Genomic DNA, 17,687 nt, shown 5'->3' with positions numbered 1-17,687 from the left:
TCGCCCCTTGCCCCCGCGGCGGCTTCCATAGGACACTCGCCCCGATGCGGCGCTTCGACGTCGTGATCCTGGGCGGGGCCTTCTCCGGCGCCTCCGCCGCCATCCTCCTGCGGCGCGAGCAGCCGGATCTCTCGGTGCTGATCGTGGAGCGCGCGCCCGCCTTCGACATGAAGGTGGGCGAGGCCACCACCGAGATGTCGGCGATGTTCCTCACCCGTCGCCTCGCGATGTGGAATCACTTGGAAGTCGAGCAGCTCCCCAAGGAAGGTCTCCGCTACTGGTTCTCCAACGAGCACGTCAAGGGGCACGCGGACGCCTCCGAGACGGGCGGGTTTCTCCGGAGCGCGGTGCCGTCCTTCCAGCTCCGGCGCGATGCGCTCGACGAGCATCTCCTCGCCACCGCGGTGGTCGAAGGGGCGACGTTGATGCGCCCGGCGCGTGTGGCCGAGGTGGCCCTGGGGGACTTCGACGCCCGCGTCACCATCGAGCAGGACGGCCAGCAGGAGACGGTGGCGTGCCGCTGGGTGCTCGACGCCACCGGGCGCGCGACGTTCCTCGGCAAGCGCCTCGGGCTCATCGACAAGAATGAGGAGCACCCCACGGCGGCGATCTGGTGCCGATGGAAGAACGTGCGCCACATCGACGACCTCGCCGCGCGCCAGGGCGGGGGACTCGCGCATCGCGGGCTTGGCTCGCGCCGGCTCAGCACCAATCACTACATGGGCTTCGGCTACTGGATCTGGGTGATCCCGCTGGGCCACGGCGAGACCAGCATCGGCGTCGTGTACGACACGCGGCTGATCGGCTTGTCGGAGAGCCGCGACCGGATGGGGGACTTCGCGGCATTCCTGCGCGCCATTCCCGCGCTCGCCGAGCTGCTCGAGGGCGCGGAGCCCCGCGTGGAGGATCTGCGCTTCTACTCGTACCTCCCATACGTGAGCCGCCAGTACATGGGGCGCGGCTGGGCGCTGCTGGGCGACGCCGCCGCGTTCATGGATCCCTACTACTCGCCAGGCCTCGACCACGCGGCCTTCACGGTCGAGGCCACCACCGAGATCATCAAGAAGGACCGGATGGGCGAGGCCCTGGACGCGCGAATCGCCGAGCACAACGGCGCCTTTGTGCGTTCGTACCATCGCTTCTTCCAGTCGGTGTACCGCGACAAGTACTACTACATGGGCGAGCAGGATCTACTCTCGGCCTCGTTCCTGATGGACACCGCGCAGTACTACCTCTTCGTGGTGATCCCGGCGTATCGCTTCGTCAAACGCTTCACCTGGATGCCCGTGCTGGGCCATCCCGGCGCGTCGCTCAACTACCGCTTCATGCGCGCGTACAACCGCCGCTTCAAGACCATCGCCCTCGCCCGCCGGCGCCTGGGCGCCGAGGGCCGGCGCAATCACGGCCGGCGGCTCAAGCCCTACTTCGCACTGGACTGGGCGCCCTTCCGCATGACGCTGCGGGGCCTGCGCCTGTGGGCCGGCGCCGAGCTGGACCTGCTGCGGCTGCGCGCGTTCGGCCTCATCAGGAAGCCCGCCGTCTCGCGGCCCGCCGAGTCACCGATCCGGCCAGTCGGCTCCGAGCCAGAGAAATCCGCGACGAAGTAGGGCCTCGCGCCGGTCGAGCGCGTACCCGCCGCGCTCGGCCAGCCCATGCGCGGTCGCTACGAAGCGCTGCTGGGGCGTCCGCCCACTGCCCCGCGCCCGCTGCCAGGCCGCGTCCCACGCGGTGAAGAAGCGATCGATGGCGCCCGCCGGCTCTGCGTGATGGATGAACGTCTTGGGCAAGACGGCGCGAAGCGCGCGCGGCGCGAAATCCATACCGAGCCGCGGCGCCAGCACCACGCCCGCGCGCTCGAGCGCGGTCGCCTTTTTGAAGAGATTGAACGCGAGCATCCGCCCGTGCGGATCGGACGTGCCCTCGATCAGGAGGCCCCCCTCCGCGAGCCGTGCGCCCAGCGCCGCCAGGGCGTCCGCCACCGCAGCCTCGTCGTACTGGCGCAGCACATTGAACGCGCGAATCACGGACACCTCCTCACCGGGCCGCAGCGGCAGATCGAAGCCCCCGTGGCGGAACTCGAGCCCGGGCGCGGCGTAGGGCTGCGCCTCGACCACGCGCGCGGGATCGATCTCCACGCCCAGCACGCGCGCGCGGGGATCGAGCCGCCGCAGGCGCCGCCATGTTTCCTCCGTGGTGACGGGGTAAGCGCCATAGCCCAGGTCCACGTAGAGCCCGGGCAGCTGGCGCACGAAGGCGGGGAAGGCGATGGCCAGGAACGTATCCGTTTTCCGCAGGCGATTGGGCGCGGTCTTGCCCCGCGTGGGCCGGCCGAGTGGCTTTCCCATGGCAGGCGATCTTAGTAGAGTCTCGCCCATGAGCTCACGCGTCCTGATGGGCCCGGGCCCGACCATGGCCGACCCGCGCGTGCTCCGGGCCATGGCGGCGCCGCTGCTGGGCCAGTTCGACCCCGACTTCACCGCGATCATGAACGAGGTGATGGCGCTCACACGCTTCGTCTTCCAGACGGAGAACGCCCGCGCCTTCCCCGTGCCCGGGACGGGGCGCGCGGGGCTCGAGGCCGCCATCGTCTCGCTCGTGGAGCCGGGCGACCGCGTGGTGGTGGGAGAATGCGGGCGCTTCGGCCTGCTGCTGACCGAGATCGCCGAGCGCTGCGGCGCCGAGGTGGTGCCGGTGCGCGCGGAATGGGGCCGCGTGATTGACCCTGACGCGGTCGCGGCGGCGTTGAGGGGCGGGAAGACGCGGCTGGTGGCCCTGATCCACGGGGAGACGTCCACCGGCGTGCTACAGCCGCTGCCGGAGATCGCGCGCCTGGCCCGGGCCCACGACGCGCTCCTGATGGCCGATGCCGTCGTCACCCTCGGCGGCTGCGCGGTGGAGACCGACGGGTGGGGCGTGGACGTGATGGTGGCGGGCACGCAGAAATGCCTCTCGTGCCCGTCGGGCCTGGCCCCCGTCACCTACAACGCGCACGCGGAGGCGGTGCTGGCGGCGCGCCGCACGCGCCCGCAGAGCAACTACCTCGACCTCATCCAGCTCGCGCGCTACTGGAGCCCGCAGCGCTTCAATCACCACACCGCGCCCACCACCATGGTCTACGGCCTCCGCGAAGCGCTGCGCGCCATTCAGGACGAGGGCCTGGCCGCGCGCTTCGCCCGCCATCGCCTTCACGGCGACGCGCTCCGCGCCGGGCTGACTGCGATGGGCCTCACCCTCTTCGGGGCGGAGCCCCCCGAGCGCCGTCTGCCGTTCATCACGCCGGTGCTGATCCCCGACGGCGTGGACGACGTGCGCGTGCGCGGGCGGCTGATCGAGGATTTCGACCTCGAGATCGGCGCCGCCTTCGGGCCCCTGCAGGGCCGGATCTGGCGCATCGGCACCATGGGCCACTCGGCGCGGCGCGAGAACGTGCTCCTCTGCCTGGCCGCCCTCGAGCAGGTGCTCCGCCGGGAAGGGTGGAAGGCCGAGGCCGGCGCGGGGGTGGAGGCGGCCACCGCGCACTACAGGGCGGCGGGCGTGGCGGGGCGGTTGTGATATAACGCTCCCCACTACCGTCACGCCGCGACAGCGTCGCCGCGGCGGGCGTGACGCTGCTGTCATGGGGGCCGCGCCTGGAAACCATTCTGCAGCTCGCCCTGAACGGCCTCGCCGTGGGATGCATCTACGGCCTGGTGGCGCTGGGCTTCGTCCTCATCTACAAGGCCACCGAGCTGGTCAACTTCGCCCAGGGGGACCTCCTCATGCTGGGTGCCTTCGTCTGCTACATGTTCGTCGTCTGGTACGGCGTGACGTACTGGGTGGCCTTCGCGCTGGCCGTGGCGATCGTCGGGCTCTTCGGCGCCGCGCTCGACGCCACCGTGCTCCGCCGCGTCATCGGCCAGCCCCAGTTCGCGGTGGTGATGCTCACCATCGGCCTCGGCGCCATGTTCCGGAGCTTCGCCTCCATCACCTGGGGCTCCGAGATCTACACGCTGCCCACGCCCTTCAGCGCCCAGACCACGCGTCTGGCCGGCGTGAGCATGAGCCACGAATACCTGTCGATCATCGTGGGCACGGTGGTCCTGTGCGCGGTGCTCTACGCCTTCTTCACCTACTCGCGAGTGGGCGTGGCCATGCAAGCCGCCTCGCAGAATCAGCTCGCCGCATACTACATGGGCATCCCGGTGAAGCGGATGTTCTCGCTGATCTGGGCCATCTCGGCCGGCGTGGCCGCCATCGCGGGCGTGCTGCTCGCTCCCGTGTCGCTGATCGATATCAACCTGGGCTTCATCGGGCTCAAGGCCTTCGCCGCGGCGGTGCTGGGCGGCTTCGGCTCGATCCCGGGAGCGCTGGTGGGCGGCATCACCATCGGCCTCATCGAGCTCTTCTCCGGCGCCTATCTGCCGCTGGGATTCAAGGACGTGGCGGCCTACGTCATCCTGCTGCTGGTGCTGGCGATCCGTCCGCAGGGCATCTTCGGGACGGTGGGGCGGAAGAAGGTCTAGCGCGTGCGCATCCCGTTCAAGACCACCTACGATCAGGACCTGGGGCTCTTCCGCGATCCGGTGCAGCGCCGGTGGTACGCGGCGCTTTTGGCCGGCGTGATCCTGCTGCCGTGGGCGGTGCCCGCCTTCCTCACGGACATCAGCCTCGTCTGCATCTACGGGATCTGCGGCATCTCACTGATGGTGCTCGCCGGGTACACGGGCCTGGTGAGCCTGGGGCACGCGGCGTTTCTTGGCATTGGCGCGTACGCCCATGTCTACTTCCTCCAAGATCTGGGCCTCCCCTGGGTGGTGTCGGTGGCGCTGGCCGCGCTCCTCACCGCGGCGGCGGGCGTGCTGGTCGGCCTGCCCGCGCTGCGCATGACCGGCGTCTATCTCACGATCGCCACGCTCGCCTTCGCGCTGATCATCCAGGAGGTGTTCGCGCGCTGGGAGCGCGTGACGCACGGGCTCAAGGGCCGCCCGGTGGACAAGCCGGTCATCTTCGGCGTGTCGCTGGCCTCGGACACCGCCTTCTACTTCCTGTGCCTGGCCCTGCTCATTGCCGCGCTCTGGCTCACCGCCAACATTCTCCGCGCGCCCACCGGGCGCGCCTGGGTGGCCATTCGCGACAGCGAGATCGCCGCGCAGTCCATGGGCGTGCACCTGGCCCGCTACAAGACCATGGCGTTCGCCTACTCGGCCGGGCTCATGGGCGCGGCGGGCGCGCTCTTCGCCCACAAGATCGGCTTTCTGGCCCCCGACATCTTCACGGTGCTCCTCTCCATCCAGTTCCTGCTGATGGTGGTCGTGGGCGGGCTCGGCAGCCTCCACGGCGCGCTCTACGGCGCGGTGTTCGTGGCGCTTCTCCCGGTGCTGATCTCCGAGGCCCGCGACAACGTGCCGCAGTGGGCGGGACAGGTCGCCGCCGCGCTCGGCAAGGACGCGGGCAGTGCCGTCTATCTCGCCATCGATCGCTTCGTGAAGCAGCCCGGGCTCGAGCCGGGCATCTTCGGATTCATCCTGGTGCTCTTCATCCTCTTCGAGCCGCTGGGCATCTACGGGCGGTGGCGAAAGCTCCAGGTGTTCTTCAGCACGTTCCCGCTCTACAAGCGCGCCACCTTCCGCCGCCAGAAGACCTACATGCGTTCGGAGCGGCTGCGGTGAGCTTCTTCGCGGCCGACGGCCTGGCGATGCACTTCGGAGGCATTCGCGCCGTGGACGACGTGAGCTTCGAGGTCGCGCGTGGCGAGGTGTTCACCATCATCGGCCCCAACGGGGCGGGCAAGACCACCATCTTCAACCTGATCTCCCGCATCTACGACCCCACGCAGGGGCGCCTCCTCTTCAAGGACGAGGACATCACGCAGGTCGCGCCCCACGAGATCGCCCGCCGCGGCATCGCGCGCACGTTCCAGAACATCGAGCTGTTCGAGCACGCGACCGTGCTCGACAACCTGCTGCTGGGGCGGCACGCCCACGCCAAGCCCCACTTCGGGCAGGAGCTCCTCTTTCTTCCCCCGGTGCGCGCGCGCGAGCGCGCCCATCGCGAGGCGGCGGAGAAGGTGATCGACTTCCTGGACCTCCAGCCCTATCGCGAGAGCCTGGTGGTGAATCTGCCCTACGGCGTCCGGAAGGTCGTGGAGATGGGCCGCGCCCTCTGCACCGAGCCGTCGCTGCTCCTCCTCGACGAGCCCTCGTCCGGGCTCAGCGTGGAGGAGACGGCGGACATGGCATTCTGGATCCAGGACATCCGCACCCTCCTCGGCATCACCGTGCTGATGGTCGAGCACGACATGAGCCTCGTGGGCGCGGTGTCCGATCGCGTACTCGCGCTCAACTACGGACGCGTCGTCGCGTGCGGGACGTGTCAGGAGGTGCAGTCGCATCCCGACGTCATCAAGGCGTATCTCGGAGGCTGACGTGGCGGACGCGCTGCTCACCGTCAACAACGTCGAAACCTTCTACGGGCCCATCATGGCCCTGCGCGGCGTGAGCTTCAGCGTGCCGGCGGGGGCCATCGTCACCATCCTGGGCGCGAACGGAGCGGGGAAGTCCACCATCTTGAAGACGGTGTCCGGGGTCATGGACCCCCAGAAGGGCACCGTCACCCTCGAAGGCCGTCCGATCCAGGGGCTGGATCCCGACCGCATCGCCCGGCGAGGGCTGAGCCACGTGCCCGAAGGGCGCGAGGTCTTCCCCTTCCTGTCGGTCCGAGAGAACCTCCGGATGGGGGCGTATGCGCGGAAGGACGCCGACGGCGTCGCGCGCGACCTCGAGACCGTGTACCAGTACTTCCCCGTGCTCCTGTCCCGCGCCGAGCAGCGGGCTGGGCAGCTCTCGGGCGGCGAGCAGCAGATGCTGGCCATCGCGCGGGCGCTGATGGCTCGGCCCAAGGTGATGCTGCTCGACGAGCCGTCGCTGGGGCTGGCGCCCAAGCTCGTGAAGGACATCTTCGAGATCATCCAGCGCATCAACCGCGAGCAGGGCGTGACCGTGCTGGTGGTGGAGCAGAATGCCAGCATCGCGCTCCACACCGCCGACTACGGCTATGTCCTGGAGCTGGGCCGTATCGTCATGGAAGACACGTGCGAGCGGCTCCTCCAGAAGGACGACATCCGCGAGTTCTACCTGGGCTTGAAGGAATCGAGCATCCGCGGCACACGCCGCTGGAAGAGGAAGAAGACATGGCGCTGAGCACCGAGCCCGGTCGGACCGCCGCTCCCGCGACGGCGCCCGCTCTCGTTCACGGCCAGGACACCCTCCCGCGGCTCTTCCGCCACGTGGTGCGCGAGCGCGGCGACCGTGTCGCCATGCGCGAGAAGCATCTCGGCATCTGGCGCGGCATCTCCTGGCGCGAGTACGGCGAGCACGCCAAGCGTGTGGGGCTGGGGCTGGTGGCCCTCGGCCTCCGCCCGCGCGACGTGGTGTCGATTGTCGCCGACAACATGCCGGAGTGGCTCTACACCGACCTCGGCGTCATGTCGGTGGCCGGCGTGCCCAACGGCATCTACACCACCGACTCCGCCAAGCAGATCGAGTACATCGTCAACGACAGCGGCACCCGCTTCTTCTTCGCGGAGAACGAGGAGCAGCTCGACAAGATCCTCGCGGTACGCGGCCGCTGCCCGGCGCTCGTGAAGATCATCGTCTACGACATGGAGGGCCTCCACGGCTTCCGCGACGAGCAGGTGATGTCCTTCGAGGCGCTGCTGAGCCTGGGCGAGCAGTACGACCGGGAGCACCCGGGAGCCTTCGAGCAGATGGTCGAGATCGCCCAGCCCGAGGACCTCGCGATCCTGGTCTATACCTCGGGGACCACCGGCCCCCCGAAGGGCGCGATGCTGAGCCACCGGAACATCCTCTTCCAGCTGGCGTACGCGGACTTCATCGTGCCGCTGGGGGAGGGGGATCAGCAGCTCTCGTTCCTCCCCCTCTGCCACGTCGCCGAGCGGACCTTTACCGTATTCAACCCGCTCTACACCGGCTCCACGGTGAACTTCGCCGAGAGCGTCGACACCGTGCCGGAGAACATCCGGGAGGTGGCGCCCGCGCTCTTCTTCGCGGTGCCGCGCATCTGGGAGAAGTTCTACTCGGGCGTGGCCCTCCGCATGCGCGACGCCACCTGGCTCGGCCGCACCGCCTACGGGGCGGCGATGCGCGTGGGGCTCGGCGTCGCCGACCGGAAGATCGCCGGCCGGACGCCCTCGCTCCTCCAGCGCCTGGCCTTCCGGGCCGCCGACTTCCTCGTGCTGGACAACGTGAAGCGCTCGATCGGGCTCCACCGCGCCCGGGGCGCCGCCACCGGCGCGGCGCCCATCGCGCCCGACCTGATCCGCTGGTACCTGGCCCTCGGCATCAACATGATCGAGGTCTACGGCCAGACCGAGAACACGGGCCTCGCCACCGCGATGCCGCCCGACCGCATGAAACTCGGCTCGGTGGGGGTGGCGCGGCCGGGCACCGAGGTGCGCCTCTCGCCCGACGGGGAGATCCTGCTGAAGGGCCCGCACGTGTTCATGGGCTACTACGGCAAGCCCGAGAAGACGGCGGAGACCATCGTGGACGGCTGGCTCCACACGGGCGACGTGGGCACGGTGGACGCCGACGGCTACGTGCGCATCACCGACCGCATGAAGGACATCATCATCACCGCCGGCGGGAAGAACGTGACGCCGTCCGAGATCGAGAACCAGCTCAAGTTCTCGCCCTACATCTCCGACGCAGTGGTGATCGGCGACCGTCGGAAATTCCTCTCCTGCCTGGTCATGATCGACCACGAGACGGTGGCCCAGTACGCCCAGGAGCGGAACGTCCCATTCAGCAACTTCGCGTCGCTGTGCCGGGCCCCCGAGGTGCAGGAGCTCATCCGCGGCGAGATCGAGCGGGTGAACAAGCAGCTGGCGAGGGTGGAAACCATCAAGACGTTCCGGCTCATCGAGCAGCTCCTCACCCCGGAGGACGAGGAGCTCACACCCACCATGAAGCTGAAGCGTGCGTACGTCAACGTGAAGTACAAGGCCCTCATCGACGCCATGTACGAAAGGAGCGAGGCATGAAGCGACTACTGGCAGTCAGCGTGCTGGCCGCCGCAGTGGCGATCGCGGGGGTGGCCACCGCGCAGAAGGAGACGCGCGGGGTCACCAAGACCGAGGTCGTGCTCGGCATGCACACCGATCTCTCCGGGCCCGCCGCCACCTACGGCGTGTCGTCCTCGAACGCGGTGAAGATGCGCTTCGACGAGGCCAACGAGGCGGGCGGCATCCACGGCCGGAAGATCAAGTTGATCGTCGAGGACACGCAGTATCAGGTGCCGCGCGCGGTGCAGGCGGGGGCCAAGCTCATCAACCGCGACCGCATCTTCGCGATGGTGGCGGGGCTCGGCACGCCGATGAACAACGCCCTCTTCAAGGATCAATTCGACGCGGGGGTGCCGAATCTCTTCCCGCTCTCCGCGGCCCGCTCGATGTACGAGCCCTTCCACAAGCTCAAGTTCTACGGGGCGGCCAGCTACGTGGACCAGGTCCGCGCCGGGATCAACTACTTCGTCACGAAGAAGGGCAAGAAGGCCCTCTGCGTGATGTATCAGGACACCGACTTCGGCAAGGAAGTGCTGGACGGCGTGCAGGCGCAGGCCGACAAGATGAAGCTCAAGATCCTCGAGGCGACCGCGCACAAGCCGACCGACCAGGATTTCACCGCTCAGGTCACCAAGCTGAAGGCCGCCAACTGCGACCTGGTGGTGTTGGGCACCATCGTGCGCGACTCGATCGTCCCGTACGCGACCGCCCGGAAGATGGGATGGACGGACGTGGACTTCCTCGGCTCCGCGGCCTCCTACGACCTCTTCGTCGCGGCGGCGCAGGGCGGGGTCACCGAGGGCTTCTACGCCATGGGCCTCACCGCCATGCCGTACCGGGACACGCTCTCCCCCCAGGCGCAGGCCTGGTTCGATCGCTACAAGGAGCGCTACAAGGTCGATCCCAACATCGGCGCGATCTATGGCCACGTGGCCGCGGATCTGACGGTGACGGCGATCGAGAAGACCGGGCCCGAGCTGACCACGGAGAACTTCGTGAAGGCCATGGAGTCCATCAAGGGCTACCACGACATCTTCCACGGCCCCGAGGTGAGCTTCGGCCCCGACAAGCATCAGGGCGCGAACTCGTCGTTCCTCGCCCAGGTCAAGGGCGGCCGTTGGGTGCGTCTGACCGATCCGCTGAGCTTCTAGCCCGCTTCACCCCTCCCTCTCCCCCTCCCGAGGGGGAGAGGGCAGGTGAGGGGCTCTTTCACCCGCCGCTCTTCTCGATCTTGGCCCAGGTGTCCCGCAGGCCGACGGTCCGGTTGAACACGAGCCCGCCCTTCCGGGAATCCGGATCGACCGTGAAGTAGCCCACGCGCTCGAACTGATAGCGCGTGCCCGGCTTGGCGCCGGCGAGCCCGGGCTCCACCTTGGCCTCGGGGATGCGCTCGAGCGAGGCGGGATTCAGATGCGCCTTCCAGTCGAGGCCGTCCTTGTCGTCGGAGGGGTTGGCCTTGGCGAAGAGATGGTCGTAGAGGCGCACCTCGGCGAGGATCGCGTGCTGGGCCGAGACCCAGTGGATGGTGCCCTTCACGCGCCGGCCGTCGGGCGCGTCACCGCCGCGGGTGGCGGGGTCGTAGGTGCAGCGCACCTCGGTGACCTGGCCGGTCGCGTCCTTGGTGACCCCGGTGCAGCGCACGAAGTAGCCGTAGCGCAGGCGCACTTCCGCGCCCGGCGAGAGACGGAAGTACTTCTTCGGCGGATCCTCGCGGAAGTCGTCCGCCTCGATGTAGAGGACGCGCGAGAAGGGGAGCTTGCGCGTGCCCGCGGCCGGGTCCTCAGGATTGTTCACCGCATCCAGCTCCTCGACCTGGCCCTCGGGGTAGTTCTCGACGACCAGGCGCAGCGGGCGGAGGACCGCCATCACGCGGTTGGCGCGGCGGTTGAGATCCTCGCGGATGCAGTGCTCGAGGAGCGCCACGTCCACCATGCTGTCGGCCTTGGCCACGCCGATGCGGTCGCAGAAGTCGCGGATGGCCTCCGGCGTGTAGCCGCGACGGCGGAGCCCGGCGATCGTGGGCATGCGGGGATCGTCCCAGCCGGAGACGTGACGGCCCTCCACCAGCTCGAGCAGGCGCCGCTTGCTCATGACGGTATGAGAGAGGTTGAGCCGCGCGAACTCGATCTGCTGCGGGTGATAGACGCCGACCGCCTCGATGTACCAGTCGTACAACGGGCGGTGGTCCTCGTACTCCAGCGTGCAGATGGAGTGCGTGATGCGCTCGATGGAGTCCGAGAGGCCGTGCGCCCAGTCGTACATGGGGTAGATGCACCAGCGGTTCTCGGTGCGGTGATGCGGCGCGCGGCGGATCCGGTACATGACGGGATCGCGCATGTTCACGTTGGGGGAGGCCATATCGATCTTCGCCCGCAGCGTCTTCGTCCCGTCCTCGAACTCGCCCGCGCGCATGCGGCGAAAGAGGTCGAGGTTCTCCTCCGCCGGGCGGTCGCGGTGGGGGCTGGGGCGGCCGGGCTCGGTCAGCGTGCCGCGATGCTCGCGCATCTCCTCGGGGCTCAGATCGTCCACGTAGGCGAGGCCCTTGCGGATCAGGTCCTCGGCCCACTGATAGAGCTGCTCGAAGTAGTCGGAGGCGTAGAAGAGGTTCTTCCCCCAGTCGAAGCCCAGCCAGTGCACGTCGGCCATGATCGACTCGACGTACTCCACGCTCTCCTTGGTGGGGTTGGTGTCGTCGAAGCGGAGATGGCAGGTCCCGTCGAAGTCGCGCGCCAGGCCGAAGTTGAGGCAGATGCTCTTGGCGTGGCCGATGTGCAGATAGCCGTTGGGCTCGGGCGGGAAGCGCGTGACCACGCGGCCGCCGAAGCGGCCCGTGCGGTTGTCCTCCGTGACCGCCTGGTGGATGAAGTGCTTGCCCGGCGTGGGCGCGGGCGCGGCGCTGTCGGTCATCGGTCGAATTCTATCATCCGCGATCAGCGCCCCGGATGCGCCCGCACCGCGGCCTCGTTCACCTCGGTGCCCCAGCCGGGCCCGCGCGGGATGGTGAGGTAGCCATCCTTTATGTCGGGCTTCGCCGTCACCAGGTCGTGGTACCAGGGCACCACGTCGGGGTCGATCTCCATGATGCGGAGGTTCGGTACCACCGCGCTCCAGTGGGCGTTCATCATGGTCGCGAGGTGGCCGTAGAAGTTGTGCGGGGCCACGTTCACCTCGTACGCCTCCGCCATGGTCGCGATCTTCAGGCCCTCGGCCACGCCGTTCCAGGGTGTGTCCACGATGGCTACGTCCACGGACTGCTGCTCGAAGAACGGGCGATAGTCGCGCCGGCCGAACAGACACTCGCAGGAGGCCACGGGAATCTTGGTGCGACTGCGCACGTAGTGGAGGGCCCGCGCATCGCGCGTGTCCATCTCCACCCAGAAGAGATCGAAGGGCTCCATGGCGCGCGCCATGGCGAGGAAGCCCTCCGTCTTGTAGTTGAAGTTGAGGTCCACCAGGATGTCCATGTCAGGTCCGGTGCCCTCGCGGAAGGCGGCGAGCTGCTCGCGGATCGCCTGCTGGATATGGCGGTCCGCGTTGAGCTCCGGGAACCCCGCGCTCCGGGCGAAGCCCGGCACGTAGCCCGAGGACTGCTCCCCGCCCAGCAGCAGCACATTGGTCTTGAGCGCCGTGTAGCCCTTGGCCACCACTTCCTTGCCCATCTTCGCGATGTCGTCCAACGTGCGGATGGGTGGGAGCTGCATGTCCTTCGCGCGGTTGCCGACGCGATAGGTCGCGCAGTGGGACCAGTAGAGGCGGATGCGCTCGCGCAGGGGCCCGCCGAGCAATTCGTACACCGGGATCCCGAGGGCGCGGGCCTTGGCATCCAGCAGCGCGTTCTCGATGGCGCCGATGGCCTGCTGCACCACGCCGCCCGTGGCTTGGCGCCGCAGCGCGTACATCAGCGCCACCTGCGCCTCCCATGCCCGCGCGTCCTTGCCCAGCAGCGAGGGCGTGAGGGCCTCGACCATCCCCGTGACGCCGCCGGGCCCCCCGAAGTTCTCGTTGTATTCGCTCCAGCCCACGATGCCCGAGTCCGTCGTCAGCTTGACGAAGTCGAAGTTGCGCCAGCCGCCGTCGGCGTGAAGGGTCTCGATCGCGGCGATCTTCATGCGCGTGGCACCCCGCCGGGGATGAGGCGATAGAGCGGCTCTAGATGCGCCGGATCCGGTTTCACGGTGGCGCCGTGGGCGCGGAACACCTCCACCACCGCCGCATTGAGCGGCGCGGGGACGCCGAGGCGCTGTCCTTCGTTGGCGACGTAACCGTTGAGATGCTCGACCTCGGTGCGGCGCCCGCGCATCACGTCCTGCAGCATGGACGGGCGGCCCCCTCGGCGGCTCGCGGCGTCCGCGGACACCGCGGCCTCCACCTCGGCCAGGCCCTTGCCGGCGGCGGCGTCGACGAAGCGCTGGGTCGCGATGCCCCAGATGGGCTCCACCTCGAAGCCCGCCGCGCGACCCACCGTGATGGCCTCGGCGCCCAGGAACACGGCGAGGCGGCGCATCGCGGGATCGAGGCGCACCTCCGCGGTGCCGTAGCCGGAGAGCCCCGACACCGGATTCACCATGCAGTTCAGCGCCAGCTTGGACCAGCGCTCGCCCCAGAGATTGGCGGTGGCCTCGGCGGGCGCGATGGCGGACAGCATCTGCGCGAGCCGCTGGGCGCGCGGCGTGATGCGCCCGTCGTGCTCGCCGATCTTGAAGGCCGACTTGCCCGCGTCCGTGCGCATGGCGTGGCCGGGCTCGTACATCCCCGCGCTGATGAGGATCACGCAGCCGAGCGTGCGCTCGCGCCCCGCCACCGCGGCCACCCGGTGATCGTTGATGCCATTCTGGAAATCCACCACCACGCCGTCCGGCTTGAGGTACGCGACGCCCATCGCCGTGGCCCACTCGGTGTCATACGACTTCACGGCCACGAACACTGCGTCGAAAGGCTCGGCCACCTGCTGGAGTTCGTGGATGTGGAGCGCGCGCACCGGCACCACGTGTTCGCCGCAGGTGCCGGAGAGGCGCAGCCCCTTGGCGCGCATCGTCTCCACGTGCTCCGGCCACTGATCCACCAGCGTGACGTCCTCGCCCACCTTCGCGAGCAGCCCACCCACCACGCACCCGATCGCGCCCGCCCCGATGATCCCGATCCGCATGACCTCTCCTTTCGCCGAGCCCGGCTAGGCTATCATGGCCGCGCCCACCGGGAGGGGGCCCCCATGCTCAGCGCCGTCGAGTTCATCCAGCTCGGTCTCAAGCGCCTTCACGCCTCGCTCGACAAGTCGCTCGTCGACCTCACGCCCGAGCAGCTCCACGCCGTCCCGGCGGGGCACCCCAAGGCCAACACCATCGCGTGGGGCCTCTGGCACTACGCGCGCACCGAGGACAACGTGGTCCGCTACCTCCTCCAGGACCGGCGGCCGACGGTGTGGGGCGAGGGAGGCTACGCGGAGAAGCTCGGCCTGCCGCCGGTGGCCCAGGGGACGGGCATGACGGTCGCAGAAGCGCAGGGGCTGCGCATCAAGGACCTCGCCCTCTTCAAGGACTACGTGGCGAGGGTGTGGGCGAGCACCGACGAGCTCCTGGCGCGGCCCGACCGTGACACCGTCCTGGGCAAGACCATCATGGTGAAGCCGCTCGGCGAGATGCCGGGCATCGTCGCGCTGGGCACGGTGTGCCTCACGCACGGCATGACCCACTTCGGGGAGATCGAGCTCGCGCGCACCCTGGTCGGCGCCGCGCCAGCCGCGGGCGTCTAGCGCCCGGACGTTCGGCGGCCTGCGTCCTCGGTTGCGGACGCCATCCGCGCGAGCTGCCGGATGAGGGCGAGTGCCAGCGCCGGCTTCGTCCGCACGAGACGCTCGAGACGGTCGGCGGCGATGACGAGCAGGACGGCGCGCTCGAGGGCGACCGCGGTGGCGGAGTGTGGCGCGTGGCCGAAGAGCGCGACCTCGCCCAGGAGGTCGCCCTTCCTGAGCATGCGCAGCGTCCGTTCCTCGTCGCCGACCCGGCGACGCACCTCGATCGTGCCCTCGTGCACCAGGTAGGCCTCGCGCGGCCCGACATCCCCCTGACGGAAGACGGCGGCCCCGCGCTCGAACGTCCTCGACGGCATGCCGGCGATCCGGCGCTCGGGAGCGGCCATTCGCACCGCCTAGCCGAGCCTGGACAGCACGTGGAGGCCGACCGCCGCGGCGGTCGCCACGTTGAGCGAGTCCATCCCCGCTGCCATCGGGATGCGCACCTGGAGATCGGCGGCGGCGAGCGCGTCCTCGGTGAGGCCGCGTCCCTCGGTGCCGAGCATGAGGGCGACGCGCGCGGTCCGCGGAAAATGGGCGCTCGCTGCGCCGATGTCCCGCGCTTCCGCCCGCGGAGTCAGGGCGAGCAGGGTATAGCCCGCGTCGCGGAGGCGCTTGAGCTCGCGCGGCCAGTCGGGCAGGCGGGCGAACGGCAGGGCCAGGGCCGCGCCGGCCGATACGCGAATACTTTTCCGATAGAGGGGATCCGCCGTTCCGGGCGAGAGCAGCGTCGCCCCGGCCCCGAGAGCGAGCGCGTTGCGGAAGATCGAGCCCACGTTGCTCGCGTCGCCCAGATCCTCGAGCACGACCACCGGGGCGCCGCGCGCCTCCACGAGCACGGCCTCCGCCGAGGGCTCCACGCCGCGCTCGCCCACCGCGAGGCAGCCGTGGTGAAACTCGATCCCCACGATCGCCTTCACGATGTCCTGGCGCACGAGATAGATCGGCACGCCGGCCGCCATGAGCGGCGCCCGAAGCGCGTCCAGGGCGGGCGGCGTGAGCAACGCGGAGCGCGCCTGATAGCGGCCCGCCGACAGCAGCCGGCGCACTACCTCGCGGCCCTCGGCGATGAAGGTGCCGTCGCGGAGCCGGCGCGCGGCGTCGCGAATCTCGCGGTAGTCCGCGAGCCGCGGATCGTCGGGGTGCTCGATGGTCTCGACGCTCGCCATGCCGCCTGGACAATATCTCCGGAGGCCCCTAGTATGCACACCTGATGACGGACGGCGAGGCCGCGCCTGCCGAGGTGGATGCCCTGTTCGCGCTGGTGACCGCGCGCTACGGCGCGCGCCTGAACGCGCAGCAGCTCGACGGCCTGCGCAAGGCGATCGAGGCCGTGGTGGACCAGGCCCGCGCGGTGCGCGCCGTGCGGCTGGGGAACGCGGAGGAGCCCACGCCTCCGTTCCGTGCCTATCGCGCGGACGAGCGGCCCACGGCATGACCATCGATCCCGTCTGGATGCCGCTCCGCGAGCTGGCCGGGCACGTGCGCGCGCGGCGCGTGTCGCCGGTGGATCTCACGGAGATCTTCCTCGCCCGGCTCGAGAAGATCGGCCCGCGCTACAACGCCGTCGTGACGGTGACGCGGGAGCGCGCGCTCGCCGAGGCCCGGCGCGCCGAGCAGGAGATCGCGGCGGGCCGCTACCGCGGGCCGCTCCACGGCATTCCCTACGGCGCGAAGGATCTCCTCGCCACCGGCGGCGGCATTCCCACCAGCTGGGGCGCCGGCCCGTTCAAGGGCCAGCAGTTCGCCGAGGACGCAACGGTGATCCAGCGGCTCAGCGCGGCCGGCGCCGTGCTCTGCGCCAAGCTCGCGATGATCGAGCTGGCGGGCGGCATGGGCTATCGCCAGCCCAACGCGTCGTTCACCGGGCCCGTCACCACCCCGTGGAGCCGCGATGCGTGGAGCGGCGGCTCGTCCTCCGGCTCGGGCGCGGCGGTGTCCGCGGGCCTCGTCCCGTTCGCCATCGGGTCGGAGACCTGGGGCTCGATCCTCTCGCCGTCGGGAAACTGCGGCATCACCGGGCTGCGCCCGACGTACGGGCGGGTGAGCCGTCACGGCGCGATGGCCCTCTGCTGGACCCTCGACAAGCTGGGGCCCATGGCCCTCAGCGCGGACGACTGTGGGCTGGTGCTCGAGGCCATCGCGGGCGTGGACCCGGCTGATCCCACCACGAGCGCGCGCCCGTATCGCTACGCCGTGGAGGACGGCCCGCGGCGCTTCCGCTTCGGCGTGCTCGCCAACGCCCTCGACGGGGTGAGCGAGGACATGCTGGCGGCCTATCGCCGCTCGCTGGATCTCCTGCGCGAGCTCGGCACGGTGGAGGACACCGCGCTGCCCGATCTGCCGTGGGAGGCGGCGATCCGCATCATCCTCCAAGGCGAGGCGGCAAGCGCCTTCGACGAGTTCATCGAGACCGGCGGAGTCGCCGGGCTCACCGCGCCCGAGGACCACTTCATGCCCTACGCGCGCGACGCCGTGCTCGCCAAGGATTACGTGAAGGCCACGCGCGTGCGCGGCATGATGGCGCGCGAGATCGACCGGATCTTCGAGCGCTTTGACGTGCTCGTGGCGCCGGGCCGGCTCACCGTGGCCACGCCCCTCGGCCAGGAGTTCCGCGGCGGCATGCGCGGCACGTCCCGCGACATCATGGGCGCCGTGGGCAATGGCGCGGGCCTGCCCGGCCTGATCGTGCCCAACGGCTTCGGCGAGCGCGGGCTGCCCACGAGCCTCCAGCTCATGGGCCGCGCCTGGGAGGAGAACACGTTGCTCGCCGCCGGCCGCGCCATCCAGGCGCGGACGGACTGGCATACCAAGCATCCACCCGTGGAGGACTAGCCC

Annotated in this window: 17 protein-coding genes; 11 read left to right on the top strand and 6 right to left on the bottom strand. The window is 69.7% G+C overall.

All coding sequences use genetic code 11. From position 1 onward, the window contains the following. Positions 1 to 44 precede the first annotated feature (44 nt). Positions 45 to 1,607 carry an NAD(P)/FAD-dependent oxidoreductase gene (locus VFX14_03570; protein ID HEU5188747.1) on the top strand — a complete coding sequence of 521 codons (1,563 nt, stop codon included), beginning with the start codon at positions 45 to 47 and terminating at the stop codon, positions 1,605 to 1,607. Here VFX14_03570 and VFX14_03565 read toward each other — a convergent pair. Further along, complete coding sequence (locus VFX14_03565; protein HEU5188746.1) at positions 1,557 to 2,345, bottom strand: class I SAM-dependent methyltransferase; 789 nt, start codon at positions 2,343 to 2,345, stop codon at positions 1,557 to 1,559. The two genes, VFX14_03570 and VFX14_03565, sit on opposite strands and share 51 nt — an antisense overlap. A gap of 28 nt (positions 2,346 to 2,373) precedes the next feature. On the opposite strand from VFX14_03565, the gene VFX14_03560 reads away from it, so the two are divergent. From VFX14_03560 to VFX14_03530, 7 genes are read left to right on the top strand one after another with little or no spacing between them, the layout of a single operon-like run. After that, a complete protein-coding gene (locus tag VFX14_03560) occupies positions 2,374 to 3,552 on the top strand; it encodes an alanine--glyoxylate aminotransferase family protein (GenBank protein HEU5188745.1) in 1,179 nt (392 codons plus the stop codon). A 50-nt stretch (positions 3,553 to 3,602) separates the two neighbouring features. Continuing rightward, positions 3,603 to 4,502: a branched-chain amino acid ABC transporter permease gene (locus VFX14_03555; GenBank protein ID HEU5188744.1), complete on the top strand. Its 900-nt coding sequence runs from the start codon at positions 3,603 to 3,605 to the stop codon at positions 4,500 to 4,502. 3 nt (positions 4,503 to 4,505) lie between these two features. Continuing rightward, positions 4,506 to 5,648, top strand: coding sequence for a branched-chain amino acid ABC transporter permease (locus tag VFX14_03550; GenBank protein HEU5188743.1), 1,143 nt, complete (start codon positions 4,506 to 4,508; stop codon positions 5,646 to 5,648). Further along, positions 5,645 to 6,403, top strand: a complete 759-nt coding sequence (locus VFX14_03545) for an ABC transporter ATP-binding protein (GenBank protein HEU5188742.1) — start codon at positions 5,645 to 5,647, stop codon at positions 6,401 to 6,403. Before VFX14_03550 ends, VFX14_03545 begins: the two co-directional genes overlap by 4 nt. Positions 6,404 to 6,458: 55 nt before the next feature. After that, complete coding sequence (locus VFX14_03540; GenBank protein ID HEU5188741.1) at positions 6,459 to 7,178, top strand: ABC transporter ATP-binding protein; 720 nt, start codon at positions 6,459 to 6,461, stop codon at positions 7,176 to 7,178. Next, positions 7,169 to 9,040: an AMP-binding protein gene (locus VFX14_03535; protein ID HEU5188740.1), complete on the top strand. Its 1,872-nt coding sequence runs from the start codon at positions 7,169 to 7,171 to the stop codon at positions 9,038 to 9,040. Before VFX14_03540 ends, VFX14_03535 begins: the two co-directional genes overlap by 10 nt. Continuing rightward, the gene (locus VFX14_03530; GenBank protein HEU5188739.1) at positions 9,037 to 10,212 is read left to right on the top strand and encodes an ABC transporter substrate-binding protein; all 1,176 of its coding nucleotides are present in this window, start codon (positions 9,037 to 9,039) and stop codon (positions 10,210 to 10,212) included. Before VFX14_03535 ends, VFX14_03530 begins: the two co-directional genes overlap by 4 nt. Positions 10,213 to 10,270: 58 nt before the next feature. On the opposite strand, the gene VFX14_03525 is transcribed toward VFX14_03530, so the two are convergent. The 3 genes from VFX14_03525 to VFX14_03515 are packed head-to-tail and all read right to left on the bottom strand — an operon-like array spanning position 10,271 to position 14,207. Then, positions 10,271 to 11,968 (bottom strand): glutamine--tRNA ligase/YqeY domain fusion protein, encoded by a 1,698-nt coding sequence (locus VFX14_03525; protein ID HEU5188738.1) that lies wholly within the window; start codon positions 11,966 to 11,968, stop codon positions 10,271 to 10,273. A 23-nt stretch (positions 11,969 to 11,991) separates the two neighbouring features. Then, complete coding sequence (locus tag VFX14_03520; protein ID HEU5188737.1) at positions 11,992 to 13,170, bottom strand: mandelate racemase/muconate lactonizing enzyme family protein; 1,179 nt, start codon at positions 13,168 to 13,170, stop codon at positions 11,992 to 11,994. Continuing rightward, on the bottom strand, positions 13,167 to 14,207 hold the full coding sequence (locus VFX14_03515; GenBank protein ID HEU5188736.1) for a 2-dehydropantoate 2-reductase: 1,041 nt from the start codon (positions 14,205 to 14,207) through the stop codon (positions 13,167 to 13,169). Before VFX14_03515 ends, VFX14_03520 begins: the two co-directional genes overlap by 4 nt. Positions 14,208 to 14,270: 63 nt before the next feature. Between VFX14_03515 and VFX14_03510 the strand changes: the two genes are divergently transcribed. Further along, positions 14,271 to 14,810, top strand: coding sequence for a DinB family protein (locus VFX14_03510; GenBank protein HEU5188735.1), 540 nt, complete (start codon positions 14,271 to 14,273; stop codon positions 14,808 to 14,810). Here the strand turns inward: VFX14_03510 and VFX14_03505 are convergent. Beyond that, positions 14,807 to 15,196 (bottom strand): cyclic nucleotide-binding domain-containing protein, encoded by a 390-nt coding sequence (locus VFX14_03505; GenBank protein HEU5188734.1) that lies wholly within the window; start codon positions 15,194 to 15,196, stop codon positions 14,807 to 14,809. The two genes, VFX14_03510 and VFX14_03505, sit on opposite strands and share 4 nt — an antisense overlap. Before the next feature lie 9 nt (positions 15,197 to 15,205). After that, entirely contained in the window at positions 15,206 to 16,018 is an 813-nt protein-coding gene (locus VFX14_03500) for an RNA methyltransferase (protein ID HEU5188733.1), read from the bottom strand. Positions 16,019 to 16,062: 44 nt separating this feature from the next. On the opposite strand from VFX14_03500, the gene VFX14_03495 reads away from it, so the two are divergent. Both VFX14_03495 and VFX14_03490 read left to right on the top strand, forming a co-directional pair. Next, a complete protein-coding gene (locus VFX14_03495; GenBank protein HEU5188732.1) occupies positions 16,063 to 16,287 on the top strand; it encodes a hypothetical protein in 225 nt (74 codons plus the stop codon). After that, positions 16,284 to 17,684, top strand: coding sequence for an amidase (locus VFX14_03490; protein ID HEU5188731.1), 1,401 nt, complete (start codon positions 16,284 to 16,286; stop codon positions 17,682 to 17,684). Before VFX14_03495 ends, VFX14_03490 begins: the two co-directional genes overlap by 4 nt. The last annotated feature ends 3 nt before the right edge of the window (positions 17,685 to 17,687 follow it).

Source organism: Candidatus Methylomirabilota bacterium (assembly GCA_035764725.1).
Taxonomy (GTDB): domain Bacteria; phylum Methylomirabilota; class Methylomirabilia; order Rokubacteriales; family CSP1-6; genus DASRWT01.
The sequence above is the reverse complement of the archived record's forward strand: the minus strand, read 5'-3'. Positions and strand labels throughout refer to the sequence as shown.